Raw genomic sequence first — 18,256 nt, 5'->3', positions numbered from 1 at the left:
TGCAAATGTATTATTTGATTCACCATTTTTATTATCATTATCATATCATTTAGAAAGTAACATTCTTCACATTTTAATCATTAATTTTTGGTAAACTAAGCCATTTTATAAACTAAGCCACTTTAATACATAAATACTGCACCAATACCTCATCCTACTTCCAAATAAATTACTATAATGATTACGCTATGGAAAATCTGTTAAAAAAGCTGCCCTTTTACGATAAACCTTGGTTCAACTTTTTGCGTTTTTTAATTCGCAATTTTACTGAAGATAATAGCCAACAAAAAGCGGCTTCGTTGACCTATACAACGCTCTTATCAATTGTTCCTATTTTAACAGTATTGCTGATGATTTTATCTTCAATACCGGCTTTAGATTCGGTACGAGATCAAATTTCAAATATTATATATAGTAACTTGTTGCCTCAGTCAGGGTTACAAGTTACTCAATATATTGATAGTTTTGCTGAAAAATCAAGCAACTTAACTGCCATTGGTGCTATGGCCTTATTTGTCACTACTATCATGACTTTAATCACTATTGAACGTGCTTTCAATGAAATTTGGCGCGTCAAAGACCGCTCCGGTGGTTTTAAAAGTATCTTGCGCTATTGGGCTATTATCACCTTAGGACCCTTAGTGCTTGGAACAGCATTTATTGTTTCTAGTACGGTTCAAAGCTTAAGCTTTTTAAATCAAAACATTGGCGGATATGGTGTTGACTGGAGCTTTTGGATTCAGTTGGCCTCATTTGCGATAACAATAGCAGGCTTTATTGGTATGTACTGGTTTATCCCTAAAGCCAAAGTTCCTTTAAAAAATGCAGCGATTGCGGGTGTCTTTGTAGCGGTAATTTTTGAATTACTGAAGTATTCGTTCGGTATGATTATGGCCAACTTTACAAGCTATGAAGCGGTTTATGGGGCTTTTGCTGCTCTTCCTATTTTCTTATTATGGATTTACCTATCTTGGAATGTCATTTTATTGGGTGTTGAGATTAGTTATACCTTAACTATCTTTGCCACTAAGGAAGTTTATCCCCGTCATCCGTTACTAAGCCTATTAGACATGTTAAACCTAGTTCATACTCGCTATCAAAATGGGGATTCTACGAGTGAAGAAGAGCTACGTAGTATACTTGGCCGCAAAGAATTACCCAAGTGGTTCACTTATTTAAATTATCTATTAGATAGTGACTTAATTGCTGTTACTGAAAATGGTAACTATGTGTTAAAAAAAGATTTAGACAATATTAGCCTATGGGATTTTTATCGCACTCTACCCTATCCATTGCCCATTAAAGATGAATTAGATACTGTTAATGCAAATATGGATACCCCGTGGTTAAATTTATTAATTGAACGCTTTAAAGATACTGAACAATTTGCCAAAAAAGAGTTAAACATACCCCTTTCAGATATTTTTAAACATAGCTTACCGCGTCAAGGAACTAAAGCTACACAGTCTATGTTCGACGATACAAATAAAAACGCTACTTCGACATCACAGGGTAAGTTAAAACAAGTTAAAGGGGATTTTGAAGCAGAGGCTTATGAACCAGATGCCAAAGTGGTTGAAGATAACGACGGAAACCAAGCGGTTATGCCACCCGACGGTGATTTACAATCTAAGTCAAATCATAGCAAATCTTATGACAAAGTTAGCTCTAATTCTAAAAAGAAAGGGGGACTACTAAGCGTATTTTCCCATGATAAAGATGAACCTATAATCACGGAAGACGATAATCCAGAAAGATAAAATTGGTAGGTTGTTAGACCAGATTGTTTAGTCTTATAGTCGAGAAACTTCATTAGATACATAGAATAAGATACTTCGAATAATTTACAATCAACTAACTAAACCACATATTCAGGATGAAATTCGTACCATGGAGCATGCATCAGGACTAAGTATTTTAGAAATTAGTGCCGTTTTTTTGACCATTACTGCCTTATTGGCTTATATTAATAAGCGTTTTATTGGATTACCTACCACTATCGGTGTAATGGTCATCTCCTTGGTCGTATCAATAGTCGCTATATTCTTAGGGTTACTGGGATTCGATGGGTTGATAGATTATGAGAAAGGACTTTTAGCTGAGTTGGATTTTACTGAAGTTCTGCTTGACGGCATGTTATCAATGCTGTTATTTGCTGGTGCATTACACGTTAATATTCAGGATTTACGAACTTATAAATTACCTATTGCGGTTCTCGCTTGTATAGGCACTATCGTATCTTCTTTGTTAATTGCATTAGCGGTTTATTTTATTATGCCTTTTGTTGGCTTTGAGTTAGGCTTCATTTGGTGTTTGCTATTTGGTGCTTTAATTTCACCGACTGACCCTATTGCAGTTATGGGTATCTTGGCATCAGCAGGCGCTCCTAAAAGCTTAGAAACTGTCATCGCCGGAGAATCATTATTTAACGATGGTATTGGGGTTGTAATTTTCGTCATATTACTGGGTATTTTGATCAGTGGTGATATCCCTACTGCCTCTTATATCTCTCATACGCTTGCGGTGGAAGCCGGAGGCGGTATTTTATTTGGATTCGTTTTAGGTGCGATATTATATTATTTACTCAAAAGCATCGACAGCTATCAAGAAGAGGTTTTATTAACTTTAGCGGGCGTATTAGGTGGGTATGCATTAGCCAGTCACTTTCATCTTTCAGGACCATTAGCAATGGTTATTATGGGACTCATGTTAGGTAATCGCGGTCGGGCACTGGCCATGAGTGATGAGACCCGTCATTATATTGATTTATTTTGGGAACTGATTGATGAGATTTTAAATGCTATTTTATTTGTATTGATCGGTTTGGAAGTGGTGGTTATTGCTTACTCATTTAATATGTTTATTGCCGCCATATTGGCAATCATAATTGCTTTAACTGCTCGATTTATCGTGGTAGGTCTAACCACCAAAAGCTTACGTAAACAGCTTGATCTACCTGAAGGGGCATGGAAAGTACTTACTTGGGGTGGTCTGCGTGGTGGTATATCAGTTGCTTTGGTTTTGCAGCTACCAAGTGGTCCCCAAAGAGACATCCTACTAACTTTAACTTATGCCATTGTTATCTTCTCTATTTTGGTACAGGGACTAAGCATCGGCAAAGTGGCTAGAAATCTACCTGAACATAAGGCCAAAGGCTCTAAAATATTAAGTTAATGGTTTAGATTATCTAAAGATAAGCCCAATATAATAATATCTGCTCTGAAGTCTTGCATATCACAGACGTTAGGGAGTTTTCCCCATTGCTCAAAGCCAAACTTATTGAATAAAGCCAGACTTGGTTTATTGTGTCCAAAGATAAGCGCCAAAATGTTTGTTATGCCTAACTGTGGTGCTTGAGATAACATCCATTGCAGCATTTGTTTCCCCAGTCCTAAACCTTGGCCAGACTCAGCGACATAAATACTAATCTCACTACTGATATGATAAGCTAAACGGCTTTTAACATCACTAAAGCTGCCCCATGCCACAATGCTACCTGTTGCATTGGTCATGATATATATCGGTCGATGGGGATTATTCAGATGATCGTCAAACCATATTTTTCTGTCTGCAATGGTCACAGGTGTTAAATCCGCTGTTGAGGCTTTTCCAGCAATACTTTGGTTATAGATAGCTACAACTTGAGCTAAGTCATCCGGTTTAGCCAAACGAATATCATGGCTTTCAATTCGGTCTTTTGTAATCTGCTGCTCTGTATAAATGGTAGAATTGATTGTACTAACCATAGACTAATCTCTTTAAAAACATTGAACTTATTTTGGGGTTCAGTAGCTTTAATTTTACATTATAATAACTGTTAATCACTGATAAATTTGCAGCATGCTCTATAAATTTTCATGCCTAACAAGGCAGTAGTGACCTGCATTTATTTACAGTATTTTTTAAAACATTTATTTGCTCAATTATTTATGTGTTTAACTTTTTATGGTTAATCAATTACTGTATAACATTAGCGTTCAATTATCTTCGTGTATATCAATAAGGCTTTATGAAAACAATTTTTTTAGATTTGGGCACAATCAATGCCAGCACTAGTCATAGTAACCTAGACGCTGACAATGTTTTAACCATTGGTAATTTTGATGGAGTGCATTTAGGTCATCAAGCGATGCTAAAGCAGTTAAAAGCTAGTGCTAGCGAGCAACAGCTTGATACCATGGTTATGATTTTTGAACCACAACCTCGTGAGTATTTTGCACAGCTAAAATCTGATCCTTCTTTAGCTCCGGCTCGCTTAACTTCTCAAGATGAAAAGCTTGGTTTACTGGCACAACTAGGTATTGATACGGTTGTGATAGCTAAGTTTGATGAAGCGTTCCGCTCGTTGTCGGCGCCACAATTTGCTGATATGTTAACTCAACATCTGCGCGTTAAGTCTCTGGTTTTAGGCGACGACTTTAAGTTTGGTCACGATCGCACCGGTGATAGTGAGTTTTTACGTCACTATGGTCTGCCGGTCACCAATCTTAATACCATTACTGATATTGGTTCAACGAATATAAAGGGTTTTAGTGACAACGATAGCGCTCAAGCTGATAGTGACTATGACCAAAATGCTATAGACGTTCGTATCAGCTCCACTCGAATCCGTGAACTGCTGGCAAAAGGGGATTTAGCGACAGCAAATCATCTACTAAATCGAGACTATACCATAACTGGTAAAGTGGTAGGCGGCGATAAAATTGGGCGTACTCTCAACTTTCCTACTGCTAATATTGAACTAAATAGAATACGTCCGGCATTGCATGGGGTTTATGGTGTGGATGTGGTGGTATTAGATCCGCAGGGTGAAGTGATTGCCGATGCTTTCCAGCAGCTATCAAAGGAAGGTCAATCAGGTGTTTCAGGCTTACGGTCTCATAGTTTGTTTGGAACCGCCAACATTGGTGTACGTCCTTCAGTAGACAAACCCAATGACTGGCGCCTAGAGGTTTTCTTTCCTCAATTCTCAGGTGACTTATATGGTAAAACCTTACAAGTTAGATTCCTACATTATTTACACGATGAGCGTAAATATGATGGCTTACATGCCTTAAAAGCAGGTATCCAGCAAGACGTCGTTGACTTGTTGCAATGGCGAAAAAAAGCAGAATAAGTTTTACCTGATTAATAACTCATTATTAGCATAAAAGATTTAAGAAGGTAAATATCACTATTTGCCTTCTTTGAGTTTGATTGATGTTAATTTATCACGCTGTTAATAAGTATTGTGTTAATAAAAAGAGTCCATATCTTTAGTATCTATATATCATTTATAAATCACTAAGATCTAAATTAGTAGCATATAAATAACTAAGGTCTAGATTTAGATGACTAATATTTTCACCACCTCAGTTGCCGCTTCAAAACAGCTTTCAATACGACCCTCTGCGCACCAATCTCCAGTCACAATCCATTGCTTGTCATAGTCAATATGGATAATTTTATTGCTATCTATGTTTTGCGCTAGATTGACTGTTTGCTGAGTAGCCGCATAGCGCCAACGATGACAATCTATTAATTTTGGCGCACTGACATTATCCCAGTCCAATAGACTCTGGGCCGCTTGTAACAACTGTTGCTGTACTTTTGGCAGATCCTTATCTACATTCGCTTCTGACCATACATTACTGGCATAAATGGTCACACTTGGCAAAATAGCCTCACGACCGGGTTTATGATGCTCAATAAACACTCTATAAATAGGCGAGTTTGCGTCTTTGACTTCAAGTACGCTCCAGTTTGCTTCTCTGATAATATATGGCATATCAGATAACTTCTCCCAGCCAAGCATCAAGGTATAACAGGCCAACATCTTAGGTTGTTTGATAGCTTCTAAAGCGGTAAAACTGGTTTGCTGAAGCAGATCTATTGCTTGTGCTTGGGGCGCAGTGCATATTAGCCAATCAAATAGGCCTAAGTGATTATCATCTGTATCAAATAAACTGGTTTTAGGTTTTTTTTCTGTTAAATCGTTGTCGATATTAAGCGTGGGATGGTCATTAAGGTTAACATTTGCCTCCGTTAAGGCAGTTACTCGAGTTTTATAATTTAGCTCAGTAGATTGTAATAGTTTTACTATATTGCGACCGAAGCTAGTCATCTTTGGGCTACTAACATACCGAGGTTGCTCAGTTCGCCATTGTTCTGATAACTCAATGTCTAAATCTAATTCTGGTTGAAGCTTATTAGAGCAAGCTATAGCGGTTTGTGCCAGCCAAGGTTCAATTACTTGTTGCTGCAACCAAGGCTGTAAGTAAGCTTGAAAGGCTCTGGATTTTGCAGTAAAAAATTGCGCGCCAAAATCGAATTGCCACTGATGAGAACTATTTGGGTCTGATTTTTTGTAACGCGTTGCCAAACGCCCTACGCCAGCGGATTTTTCAAAGATAACAATGTCAATTGCTCGACTGTTTTTAGCAAAAGCTTGCTCTAATAAATGGGCGGTTATTAGACCAGTCAGCCCTGCACCGATTATGGCCACTCGAGGCAATTGATGACTATCAACTGGTTTGGTTTCCAAATTACTTAAAGGTAAGGTTTTAGTCATAGCTGCAGAATTTTTATGTTGAATGTAAGGAGATGATTAAGGGGTTTATTTTAAGCTTATGATACACGCTCTAACTTTCGATTTGTGCAATTTTATAGACCAAAAAAAACCACCGCCTCATTAGACAGTGATTTTCATATTGAAAATTTGGGCTGAGTGGTATTCTAGACGTTAAGCCGATTGAACGGTTTTTATTAAGTCTTCAACCACACTGGCTTCTGCTAAGGTTGAAGTATCGCCTAAGCCATCAAACTCGCCAGCGGCCAGTTTTCGTAAAATACGGCGCATAATTTTGCCTGAACGGGTTTTGGGTAATGCCTCTACAATATAAATAGTGTCTAGGTTGGCGATTGGGCCTATCTCTGAGCGCACATGACGGTTAAGCTCCCGTCTTAATTTTTCGCTATCTTCCTCACCATTTCTTAAGATTATGTAAGCACAAATGCCTTGGCCTTTTAAGTCATGAGGCATACCAACAATGGCTGTTTCAGCAGCAGCAGGATGTGAGACTAAAGCACTTTCAATCTCAGCCGTCCCAATACGATGACCAGAAACGTTTAGCACGTCATCAACACGTCCTGTAATCCAGTAATGACCCTCTTCATCACGCATTGCCCCGTCACCAGTAAAATAGCTGCCGGGATACGTTGTGTAATAGGTTTCTAAAAACCGCTGATGATCACCATAAACGGTTCGCATTTGACCCGGCCAACCATCTCTAATAATTAAGTTGCCAGCTGCCGCACCAGTGATTTCATTTCCATCAGCATCAACAATAGCAGGTTTAATGCCATATAAGGGATTCATTGCCGCCCCTGGTTTCATATCAACAGAATTTGGTAAAGGCGCCATTAACACACCACCTGTCTCAGTCTGCCACCAAGTATCGACTATAGGACAGCGGCCCTCACCCACTACTGTATGGTACCAGTCCCATGCCTCTGGATTAATTGGTTCACCCACTGTGCCTAATAAACGTAAACTTTTACGGTTTGACTCACGTACATAGGCATCCCCTTCTTTCATCATGGCTCGTATTGCAGTTGGTGCCGTGTATAAGATACTGACGTTATGTTTATCAATAATTTGACCAATGCGTGCCCAAGTTGGATATTGAGGTACACCCTCGAACATCACTGCGGTAGTGCCATTGGCTAATGGAGCATAAGTTACATAACTATGTCCTGTTATCCAGCCCACATCAGCCGTACACCAAAATACGTCATCATCTTTAACATCGAACACATCTCTGAAAGTAGACAGGGCGTATGTTAGATATCCGCCGGTAGTATGCACTACCCCTTTTGGTTTGCCTGTTGATCCTGAAGTGTAGAGTAAGAACAGCGGGTCTTCGGCATTCATTTGCTCAGGTGGACAGTCTTCATTGGCATTATCAATAACGGTGTGATACCAAACATCACGTCGACCACTCATTGGGACAGAATTACCCGTACGATGCACCACAATAACTTTTGCAACACAGTCTGTGCCATCAATATCTAAAGCTCTATCAACATTGGTCTTTAATGGAGTATGTTTACCACCACGCACTCCTTCATCGGCGGTAATAATCAACTTAGCTTGGCTATCTACAATACGACTGGCCAGACTCTCAGCAGAAAATCCACCAAACACTACAGTATGAATAGCCCCAATACGTGCACAAGCTAACATAGATATGACCGCCTCAGGCACCATTGGCAGATACAACACGACTCGATCGCCCTTACCAACACCCATTTTGCGCATGGCATTGCCCAAGCGACAGACTTCTGAATGAAGCTCTTTAAAAGAAATAATTTTATGTAAAGATGGGTGATCACCTTCCCAAATAATAGCTGGCTTGAACGGATTTTCGACCAAATGGCGATCCAAACAGTTTACTGAAACGTTTAGTTCACCATCTTCAAACCATTTGATTTCGAAATTATCTAAATCATAATTCACATTTTTTATTTTGGAGGGTTTTTTTATCCAATCAATCAACTCAGCTCGCTTGGCCCAAAAAGCTTCATTGGCTTCATTTGATTCAATAGATTGCTGATATAATTGGGTATATGTTTGTGGATTGATATTGGCTTGCGCAGCAAATTCAGAGCTGGTTGGGAATTTCTTCATGATACAAAGTCCTTTTTTAGAGTGAATCCTTCCTGGAAATCACTGATAGTTACTGATAAAAACTGATATTTATTTAAAGTCCTGATTATTATTGAAAGTACTAATAGATAATGATAACAACAACCAGCCATTTATAGGCTGTTAACATGATAAACTGGTCTAGCCAGTTATTATTACTAAGCAGTTACATTAATTAGCAGGTTACTTTAATTAGCAAAGGGTAACAGTCAATTACTGCTAAATGACAATTACTGGTAATACATGTGTTGTTAATAAACAGTCACTGTAATTTTGTTAAAGCCAGTTTATCAATAAATGGTGATATCATATCTGTTGTGATCAACATTTACTCTATCTATAATATTTTTTTAATCTTTACCCTATAATTTTAATACCTTATAGTTTTACTAGATTTTGATACGGTTGTAAACTGTTATTTCGTCTAAGTATATAAATCATATATGATTTAAAATCCAGTAGTCATAACTTATCAATGCTTTAGATAACTATGCTCTATGTTCTAACATATCGCTATATGATCATGATATATCTCTTATTACTATAGCTTTAAAATTCTCTCATCTTCTTGTAACTGATTAATCGATATTAACTATTCAAAAGCCAATTTCATGACCCAAACCGCCCTTAATCATCCTGCCCACTCTACCTCCAAAAATGACATAGAATCTAATACAAACTTAGCTTCGTCATTAGTCAAGACTACCGTTGATGTATTAATTATCGGAGCTGGCGCTTCTGGGCTATATTGTGCATTGACTGCTGCACAACGTGGACGTTCGGTTTTGGTCATTGATCATGCCAATAAGCCAGGTAAGAAAATACTAATGTCAGGCGGTGGTCGCTGTAATTTTACCAATTATGTGGTAGAACCTGAGAATTTCATTGGCAAAAACGCTCACTTTTGTAAATCTGCATTAACTCGTTATAGTCCTTGGGAATTCATTGGTTTGGTTGAAAAGCATGGCGTTGCCTATCATGAACGTGACTATGGACAACTATTTTGTGATGACTCTTCAAAAGATATCTTAAACTTATTACTTGATGAATGTCATGAAGCGGGGGCGAAGATTCAGCTAAAAACAGAAGTTAATTCAGTAAAAGCTATGCAACCCGATAATTGTGCTCAGAGCTTCTTGGTTGAAACTTCAAAAGGGCGTATTTATTGCGCCTCTTTAGTGGTAGCTACTGGAGGTTTATCTATTCCAACTATGGGTGCTACAGGGTTTGGCTATGAGGTCGCTCAACAATTCGGTCATGAACTTATTCCAACTTCTGCAGGATTAGTTCCCTTCACTTTCACGGATAAAGTTGGAGAAATTATTGCTTCACTTGCCGGTATCAGCCTTGATGTTGTCGCTTTCAATGAGCATATATCTTTCCCACGCCCGATGCTTTTTACCCATCGCGGTCTGTCAGGCCCTGCCATGCTTCAACTGTCTAATTACTGGCAAGTGGGCGAAGCGATCCATATCAATCTTGTACCTAATGTCAATATTGGTAACATATTAATTCAAGCAAAAGTTGACCATCCAAAACAGTTAATTCGCAGCATACTGACTGAATATTTTCCTAAGAAATTACTATTGGCCTTACAAGATTTGAACTGGTTAGCTTATAAAGATAAAGAGCTTGCAAATATTAAAGATGAAACTTTATTAGCTATTGGTAGTAAAATAAACGACTGGACTATTAAACCATCTGGTACTGAAGGCTATCGTACTGCTGAAGTTACTCGTGGTGGTATTAATACTGATCAAGTGTCATCTAAAACCTTCGAAAGTAAATTGCAACCCAATCTATATTTTATAGGTGAAGTACTAGATGTCACTGGCTGGCTTGGCGGATATAATTTTCAATGGGCTTGGGCCAGTGGTAAAGCTTGTGGTGAAGTTTGTTAAAGGGCTTGTAGTTGAATTAATCAACCCATATTTTAAAAGTATAAAACATTAATCAAATTATATAAGATATCTGGAATATTTTTTGTATTAGGTTACTCTTAAAGTTAGCGATTTTGATTATGCTATGGTATATATTGTTTCAGTAATGGTATCTAATGTGTTGGTCAATCTAATATATTCAACAGTTATTTTTTGGAAAGCTGATTATAATGAAACAAGTTTTAAACTGATAGGTTTGGAATGATTTTAACTAATTATAGATTTAAATGATTTTAGTGAATTATGAGCGGTATGAGGATATTAAAATGAAACTTGCAGAAGCCCTACTTATCCGTAGCGATATGCAAAAAAAACTTAGCCAAATTAAAGGTCGCATACGCAACAACGTCAAAGTACAAGAAGGCGATACGCCAAGTGAAGATCCCAATAAGCTGATGCTTGAATCAAGTCAAATCATTACTGAACTGACAGGGTTAATTGAACGTATTCACCGTACCAATGCTGTTGCAACCACAGATAAGGGTGAGTCTATGCTAAGTCTACTGGTTGAGCGTGATACACTCGAAATGCGACATAAATTGCTTATCGATACTATAGAAGCCACGCATCAGGAAGAAGATAGATATAGTCCTCGCGAGATCAGATGGGATGTCATTGTTTCGGTATCGGGTTTGCAAAAACAAGCAGACGATATCGCGATGAAACTGCGTAAAATAAACTTAGTTATTCAATCACATAATTGGCAAATTGAATTGATCGAATAACTTACAAATTAAACATACTAATTTAAATAATTTTCTATTAGGTCAAGTCCTATTTTAGCGCCTAATAGACAGCCAGTTTGGAACCGACTGGGCGAGTGTCAGACCCCTTATCTCCACAGCAGGGGGTTGAAAATATACTGCAGTGGCTATGCGACGCGTTACGGGCAGACGTATTTTTTACCATTCATGCCTCGAACCTGTCACACATTACTTTGCACAATTTAGACTTTACCACCAGACACTGACAGTCGGTTTCAATTTTTTTATACCACTATATCCATAAGGTAAATATATGATAGACAATAAAAAAGCCAAACTCTAAGGTTTGGCTTTTAAAATATCATTAAATAGCTTAGTCAAGATTACCAAGATTACATAGGTACTTCCATTAAAAGAACACGAGAGTCTTCTAATGCTTCTACATCAAAACCTTTAGTATCAACAATACCCATGCCATCACGTGTATCTAAAACTTCATCACCAATTTTAACTTTACCTTCAATGATAAAAGCATAAACACCATCTTCAGGATTCTTTAGGTCATATTTAGCAGTTACGCCTTTATCAAGGTTGCCCATATGGAACCAAGCATCTTGGTGAATCCATACCCCTGCATCATCAGGATTTGGCGATAATATTTGACCAAACTCATTAGGTTTTAACATATCAGAGATTTTTAACTGCTGATAACGTGGCTCAACGCCTTGCTTATTCGGCATAACCCAAATTTGGAAAAACTTAACTGGTTCGCCTGCTTTACCATTCATTTCACTGTGAGCAATACCAGTACCTGCTGACATCACTTGAATCTCACCACTTTCGATAATACCATTGGTACCGATAGTGTCTTTATGAGCCAATTGGCCAGAAGTTGGAATTGATATGATTTCCATATCACGATGTGGGTGAGTACCAAAGCCCATACCACCTTCAACATGGTCATCATTAATAACGCGTAATGCGCCAAATCCCATACGCTCAGGATTATAGTAGTTAGCAAAGCTAAAAGTGTGTTTGCTTTTTAACCAGCCATGGTTTGCGTCACCACGAGTATTTGCTTTATGTACGATAGTTTTCATAGGTAATCCTCATTTTATTATCTATATGTTTACTTAACGGCACTATTATATCATGTGGTATATCTTAACTTAACTATCGGATTGTTAACATAAATTTAATTGTGTAAAGAATTCAATTCGTTTTAAATTCATTGTTAAGACAATATTTATAGGCATAAATAATAAGTAAAAAAAGGCGACCATCGCCACCTTTCTTTCATTAAATCTCCAAATAAAATTTTTACGACTACATCAACAAATCACGTTTGCCACTCTTACCCATGGAGCTCACCAATCCTGCCTCTTCCATTGAATCGACAATACGCGCAGCACGGTTATAGCCAATACTAAATTTGCGTTGAATACTTGAGGCAGATACTTTGCGCGTCTCTAAAACGAACGCCACTGCTTCATCATACAGCGCATCATCTTCTCCTGAAGTATTACTGGCGCCACTACTAGTTGGACTGGTTAAATCGAAGTTATTGGCCATATTATCAATATAATCAGGTGCACCTCTTTCACGCCATGCATCGCAGACTCGGTTGACCTCTTCATCACTAACATAAGCGCCATGGACACGATCTGGCTCAATTTGGCCTGGACCTAAGAACAACATATCACCGTTACCTAACATATCCTCAGCGCCGCCAGCATCTAATATGGTGCGAGAATCCACTTTAGAGTTAACTCGCAGTGCTGCACGTACTGGAATATTGGCTTTAATCAGACCCGTAATAACGTCTACGGAAGGACGTTGAGTCGCTAACATTAAATGAATACCAGCCGCACGAGATTTCTGTGCCAAGCGGGTAATGAGCTCTTCAGCTTGTTTACCAACTTGCATAATCATATCGGCAAATTCGTCAGCAACAATAACAATCATTGGCAAGGTTTTAATCTTGGGAGCTTTGTCGATACCGACACTATCATTAGGACGCCATAAAGGATCAAGCATAGGTCTACCGGCTTGTTCAGCAGCGATAACTTTTTTGTTAAACTCACTTAATTTACGTACCTTTAGCAAGCTCATTAACTGATAACGGCGTTCCATTTCTGCCACACACCAAGCTAAGCTACTAGCTGCTTCATTCATATCGGTGACAACTGGGGTTAACAAATGAGGAATATCATTATAGTTAGCAAGTTCTAACTGCTTTGGATCAATCAAAATTAGACGCAGCTCAGAAGGCTTGTATTTTAATAACATAGATAGCAACATAGCGTTAACCAATACTGATTTACCAGAGCCGGTAGTACCGGCTACTAACATATGTGGTGCGCGGGCCAAATCGGTAATAATGGGTTTGCCGCCGATATCTTTACCCATCGCCATACTGATTTGCGCTTTTGGATTTTTATAATCTTCTGTCTGTAGCAGTTCAACTAATCGTACCATTTCTCTTTTTTTATTAGGTACTTCAATACCAATATAAGGCTTGCCTGGAATAACCTCGACCACACGCAAAGAGGCCATAGATAGCGAGCGTGCCAAGTCTCTTGAGATACCTGTGACCTTGCTCGCTTTTATACCCGGTGCTAAAGCCACTTCAAAGCGTGTAACCACAGGACCTGGAATAGCGTTTACTACCTCAGCTTTAACATTAAACTCTTGTAGTTTAATTTCTAATAATTCAGAAAGCTGCTCTAGTTCCGCTTGATTATAACTGGGTTTACGGTCAGGATCTGGCTTATCTAAGATTGATAGCTCAGGAATTGGCGACAAGGCTTCGCGATACTTGGCAGTTTGCATAGCACGACTGCTAGTAGCAAAGGCTGAGTCATCATGAATTTCAGGAAGACTAATATCTTCCGCTTCATCTTCGTCTAAGTCAGGCATCATATCTTCAATATGATTGCTTGCATCACCTTCAGGCGTAGCGAAACGTATAGTAGGTATTACTCGTTCTGAGCGACTCTCATCATCAATTTGTTCATGAGGCTTTTTTGGATTTGAAGGCGGTGTATTGGTCGGCGTTAAATCTAAATTTTCCTCAAATTCGGCTTCATGATTGGCTTCAAAAGCTTTGAAAGTCTCCTCTGGCTGGTGGCCATCATAGCTATTTTGCTCCCACTCATCTTCAGTGTCCAAAGATAAAGTTTCGGCTAATTCATCTTCCAACGGTTCCGATTCTTGATATTCTGCAATTTGAGGGTTTAACTTTTTAGAAATAGTTAATCCATCTTCTAGCGCTACAGATAAATCCTGTATGGGAGTAGTTGGCTTATCGCCAAAATTTAAGCCGTCATCGGCCTGATCATTGCTGTCCAATTTTGTATTAGTTTCAATAACCACTGTCTCATAGGAAGGCTTAATTGTTGTATCAATAGGGTTTGCAACCGCAATTGGTAACGCCTCTTCATCAAGCAGTTCGTTGATAACACTCTGATCATTCCAAGCAAAACTAGGTTCTTGCTTTTTTACCATTGTTTCAGACTGCTGAGCCGTTTTGTTTTGACTGTCTTTTTCCGCCTGTTTTTGTAGAGCTTCTTGCTCACGTAATGCTAAGATACTTTCGGTGAGTCCTGAATTAACTAAGAAATCATCTAAGACATTGCTCAATGCCGGATCAGGCTTTTGAGCAGAAACCGCTGCCAAGTTATCTTGCTCATCATCCTGTCCCTCTAAGCTTTCCGGTAACTGCAATTTTAACTGTTGCAGTAGCGGCGATTCAGTACTGCCCTTCTCTTTTTCGTCAACATCACTGTCTGTAGCCATAGCATCATTTTGTGAAGCTTTCAAGTAATCTTCAGTTTCTTCAAGAGTTGAGGCATCACGCTGTATACCACTTCCAAGCCACGATAAGCTAAATACTTCTTTAAAGACTCGCTTCCAATGGATATTAAAGCCAAACGTAGCAGTAAGAATGCTAAATAGTAATAAAAATGCAGCCGCCCCATATATAGTCAAAAGGCTAGCCAAACGAGTGGCGACTTCTGCCCCCAATATGCCGCCATACCGAGCCCCATTATCAGATATCAAATCTAAAACTTGAGGAATAACCGCAGCGACACCACAACTTGCCAGCACCAAAAACACATAAGCAATGGCTCTTAGCGGACCAAAAGGTTGGTCGCGATACCACCACATACAAATTGCCTCATAGGCTAGAAATACCATTATCCACCAAGCCGACCAGCCTAAAAAGGTATATAACAAATCAGACAGCCATGCGCCGACAGAACCACCCATGTTGCTAATCTGTCCCATATCACTACTAATACGTGACCAACTTGGATCGTTGGGGGTATAAGTAACCAAAATAACGAACAAGAATGCAGACAAAAGCACGGCAAGTAAGGTGAAAACGATTTTTTTAAGCGTATAAAGGTGTTGTGCCGTTAACATTTATTTATCCCAACATTTGAATCTTAACAATAGACAATAAAAACTTTTATCGACAATAAACGGTTTGCTGATCCTAATATTATAAGCAATAAGTGATTATAAGTAGTAATACCTGTTGCTGAATTAGCAAGGTTTAAGGAGGTGTGTTTAAACAGAGAATGATAATGAAAAGACGTTCTTAGTTTTTGAGCACCGAACCATTTACTAAAATGGTTAGCCTTGCATGAATAATCCCCTATAATAGCAAATTACGCTACGTTTTCGGGTATTAGCTGGCTTATTTATCATATAAATAAACATGATAACTTAAACTCATTTGCTATTGTAAACAAATACCCCCATTCTTAGAAATACAGACATCTATAAGAGGTTTTTATAACCTTTTAAAGGACACAATTTTATAACGCTATCCATAACAATTAAGGAAACTCAATGACTCAAGAGAACGCTGCTCCACGCCACGAAAAACTCATTATTTTAGGATCAGGCCCAGCCGGTTACTCAGCCGCTGTCTATGCTGCGCGTGCAAACTTAAACCCTGTAATTATTTCCGGTTTACAAATGGGCGGTCAATTAACCACCACCACTGAAGTTGATAACTGGCCAGGTGATGCCCACGGATTGACTGGTCCTGACTTAATGATACGCATGAAAGAACATGCCGAACGTTTTGGCACAGAAATTGTGAATGACCATATAAATTCAGTAATACTAACCGAACGTCCTTTTAGACTTGAAGGCAATGCAGGTAGCTATACATGTGATGCCTTAATCATCGCTACCGGTGCTTCAGCACAATATTTGGGTATTGAGTCAGAGACTAAGTATAAAGGTTTAGGCGTGTCAGCTTGTGCGACCTGCGATGGTTTCTTTTATAAGAACCAAAAGGTGGCGGTTATCGGTGGCGGTAACACAGCTGTTGAAGAAGCATTATATTTATCCAATATTGCCAAAGAAGTTGTTTTGGTACATCGCCGCGATAGCTTGCGTTCAGAAAAAATCTTGCAAGATAAACTTCTTGAAAAAGCAAAAAATGGCAACGTCACTATCGAATGGAACCATCAAGTAAAAGAAGTAATTGGTGATGACATGGGCGTTAATGGCATTGTTATTGAGTCGACTAAAAATGGCAGCACCAAACATCTTGATGTAATGGGCATGTTTGTGGCCATTGGTCATAAGCCAAATACCGATATCTTTGCCGACCAATTAGAGATGAAAGATGGCTACATTGTAGTAAATAGTGGTTTACAAGGTAGGGCGACCCAGACTAGCATTGAAGGTGTATTTGCTGCAGGTGATGTGGCAGACCATGTTTACCGTCAAGCTATTACATCGGCAGGTACTGGGTGTATGGCAGCGTTAGATGCTGAAAAATATCTAGACTCTATTGGCGAAGCCAAAGCCACTGATCATACCTATGCTTCTACTTTAACAGCAGATGATGAAGCTTAAGGCTTGTATCAATTAATATTTTAGCTTTGACTCAATCGATTAAATAAGGGTGCTAATCAAGTTCTGATTGGCATCTTTTTTTTAACTAAAATAAAGCGAGTTATTGCCTATGTCTGTGCAATTGATATACTTAATTTTCTCTAAGCGTATAATGCTTTATAAAATACTAAGTTATTAGGTCAAATTCACTTTTTAGGCAGGGGAAACTTTGTGACTTCAGACAATCAAAGCAGTTTCGATCCCCCTTTTCAAAGTATACAAAATTGGCAAGCTACTGCGCCTTTATTCGACTGTAACTATATATTCCCAGAACCCTGTGTCGCTGATCCTAAAGGTTTAGGCTTGATTGCAATAGGGGCTGATTTATCTCCGCAAACGCTTTTATGTGCATATTCTCAAGGACTATTTCCATGGTTTAATGAAGATGAGCCAATTGCTTGGTGGTCACCTGAACCACGATGTGTGCTCAAACCCACTTATTTTATACCTAGTAGATCTTTAAAGCGTTTGGCCAAATCTAGCACTTGGCACTGGAGTGTTAATAATGCTTTTGAAGAGGTTATCCATGCGTGCAGCCTACCCCGTAGCTATACTGAAGACACTTGGATTCATGATGAGATGATACAAGCCTACATTGATCTTCATGAGCTTGGCTATGCTCATAGCTTTGAAGTATGGGACGATAAAACGTTAATAGGCGGGCTATATGGCTTAAAAATAGGTCAAATTTATTTTGGCGAATCTATGTTTCATCGACAAAGCAATGCTTCTAAAGTAGCGTTTTGGGCATTGAATAATTTTTGTCAGCATACCCAAGTCCAACTTATAGACTGTCAATTACCTAATCCACACTTGAAAAGCTTAGGGGCTGGAAGTATACCTAGAGAAACATTTTTATTAATACTAAAGGACTTGGTTGCTCAAAAGAGTAAAAATTGGTGTGACTTTTCAAGCTATAAATATCAAGTCAATCAGTTGCCGAAGACCCTAATCCCTTAGACCATAATCCCTTAGACCATAATCCCTTAGACCATAATCCCTTA

General features: G+C 38.7%; 13 protein-coding genes. 8 read left to right on the top strand and 5 right to left on the bottom strand.

Annotation, left to right across the window (positions count from 1 at the left end; genetic code table 11):
- Positions 1–188 precede the first annotated feature (188 nt).
- Together QZ265_RS02035 and QZ265_RS02030 are read left to right on the top strand one after the other, a co-directional pair.
- Positions 189–1,760 carry a YihY family inner membrane protein gene (locus QZ265_RS02035; RefSeq protein ID WP_296402878.1) on the top strand — a complete coding sequence of 524 codons (1,572 nt, stop codon included), beginning with the start codon at positions 189–191 and terminating at the stop codon, positions 1,758–1,760.
- 130 nt (positions 1,761–1,890) lie between these two features.
- Positions 1,891–3,174: a sodium:proton antiporter gene (locus tag QZ265_RS02030; RefSeq protein WP_296402876.1), complete on the top strand. Its 1,284-nt coding sequence runs from the start codon at positions 1,891–1,893 to the stop codon at positions 3,172–3,174.
- Here the strand turns inward: QZ265_RS02030 and QZ265_RS02025 are convergent.
- Positions 3,171–3,746, bottom strand: a complete 576-nt coding sequence (locus QZ265_RS02025; RefSeq protein WP_296402875.1) for a GNAT family N-acetyltransferase — start codon at positions 3,744–3,746, stop codon at positions 3,171–3,173. The two genes, QZ265_RS02030 and QZ265_RS02025, sit on opposite strands and share 4 nt — an antisense overlap.
- A 263-nt stretch (positions 3,747–4,009) precedes the next feature.
- Here QZ265_RS02025 and ribF point away from each other — a divergent pair, with 263 nt between their 5' ends.
- Positions 4,010–5,116 carry a riboflavin biosynthesis protein RibF gene (gene ribF / locus QZ265_RS02020; RefSeq protein ID WP_296402873.1) on the top strand — a complete coding sequence of 369 codons (1,107 nt, stop codon included), beginning with the start codon at positions 4,010–4,012 and terminating at the stop codon, positions 5,114–5,116.
- Positions 5,117–5,326: 210 nt separating this feature from the next.
- Here ribF and QZ265_RS02015 read toward each other — a convergent pair whose 3' ends face one another.
- Positions 5,327–6,550: an NAD(P)-binding protein gene (locus QZ265_RS02015; RefSeq protein ID WP_296402871.1), complete on the bottom strand. Its 1,224-nt coding sequence runs from the start codon at positions 6,548–6,550 to the stop codon at positions 5,327–5,329.
- Between the two features lie 171 nt (positions 6,551–6,721).
- Positions 6,722–8,668 carry an acetate--CoA ligase gene (acs, locus tag QZ265_RS02010; protein ID WP_296402868.1) on the bottom strand — a complete coding sequence of 649 codons (1,947 nt, stop codon included), beginning with the start codon at positions 8,666–8,668 and terminating at the stop codon, positions 6,722–6,724.
- Between the two features lie 629 nt (positions 8,669–9,297).
- Here acs and QZ265_RS02005 point away from each other — a divergent pair.
- The 3 genes from QZ265_RS02005 to QZ265_RS01995 all read left to right on the top strand — a co-directional run bounded on the left by QZ265_RS02005 (position 9,298) and on the right by QZ265_RS01995 (position 11,596).
- Positions 9,298–10,587, top strand: coding sequence for an NAD(P)/FAD-dependent oxidoreductase (locus QZ265_RS02005; protein ID WP_296402866.1), 1,290 nt, complete (start codon positions 9,298–9,300; stop codon positions 10,585–10,587).
- A 305-nt stretch (positions 10,588–10,892) separates the two neighbouring features.
- A complete protein-coding gene (locus QZ265_RS02000; RefSeq protein WP_296402864.1) occupies positions 10,893–11,351 on the top strand; it encodes a DIP1984 family protein in 459 nt (152 codons plus the stop codon).
- A 77-nt stretch (positions 11,352–11,428) separates the two neighbouring features.
- A complete protein-coding gene (locus QZ265_RS01995; RefSeq protein ID WP_296402862.1) occupies positions 11,429–11,596 on the top strand; it encodes a hypothetical protein in 168 nt (55 codons plus the stop codon).
- A gap of 126 nt (positions 11,597–11,722) precedes the next feature.
- Here QZ265_RS01995 and QZ265_RS01990 read toward each other — a convergent pair whose 3' ends face one another.
- Positions 11,723–12,430, bottom strand: coding sequence for a pirin family protein (locus QZ265_RS01990; RefSeq protein ID WP_296402860.1), 708 nt, complete (start codon positions 12,428–12,430; stop codon positions 11,723–11,725).
- A gap of 226 nt (positions 12,431–12,656) precedes the next feature.
- Positions 12,657–15,758 carry a DNA translocase FtsK 4TM domain-containing protein gene (locus tag QZ265_RS01985; protein WP_296402858.1) on the bottom strand — a complete coding sequence of 1,034 codons (3,102 nt, stop codon included), beginning with the start codon at positions 15,756–15,758 and terminating at the stop codon, positions 12,657–12,659.
- Positions 15,759–16,190: 432 nt separating this feature from the next.
- Between QZ265_RS01985 and trxB the strand changes: the two genes are divergently transcribed.
- Both trxB and aat read left to right on the top strand, forming a co-directional pair.
- A complete protein-coding gene (gene trxB, locus QZ265_RS01980) occupies positions 16,191–17,213 on the top strand; it encodes a thioredoxin-disulfide reductase (RefSeq protein WP_296402857.1) in 1,023 nt (340 codons plus the stop codon).
- Positions 17,214–17,468: 255 nt separating this feature from the next.
- Positions 17,469–18,212, top strand: coding sequence for a leucyl/phenylalanyl-tRNA--protein transferase (gene aat, locus QZ265_RS01975; RefSeq protein WP_296402898.1), 744 nt, complete (start codon positions 17,469–17,471; stop codon positions 18,210–18,212).
- The last annotated feature ends 44 nt before the right edge of the window (positions 18,213–18,256 follow it).

It is taken from the genome of Psychrobacter sp. (assembly GCF_018260395.1).
In the GTDB taxonomy this organism is placed as follows: Bacteria; Pseudomonadota; Gammaproteobacteria; order Pseudomonadales; family Moraxellaceae; genus Psychrobacter.
The sequence above is the reverse complement of the archived record's forward strand: the minus strand, read 5'-3'. Positions and strand labels throughout refer to the sequence as shown.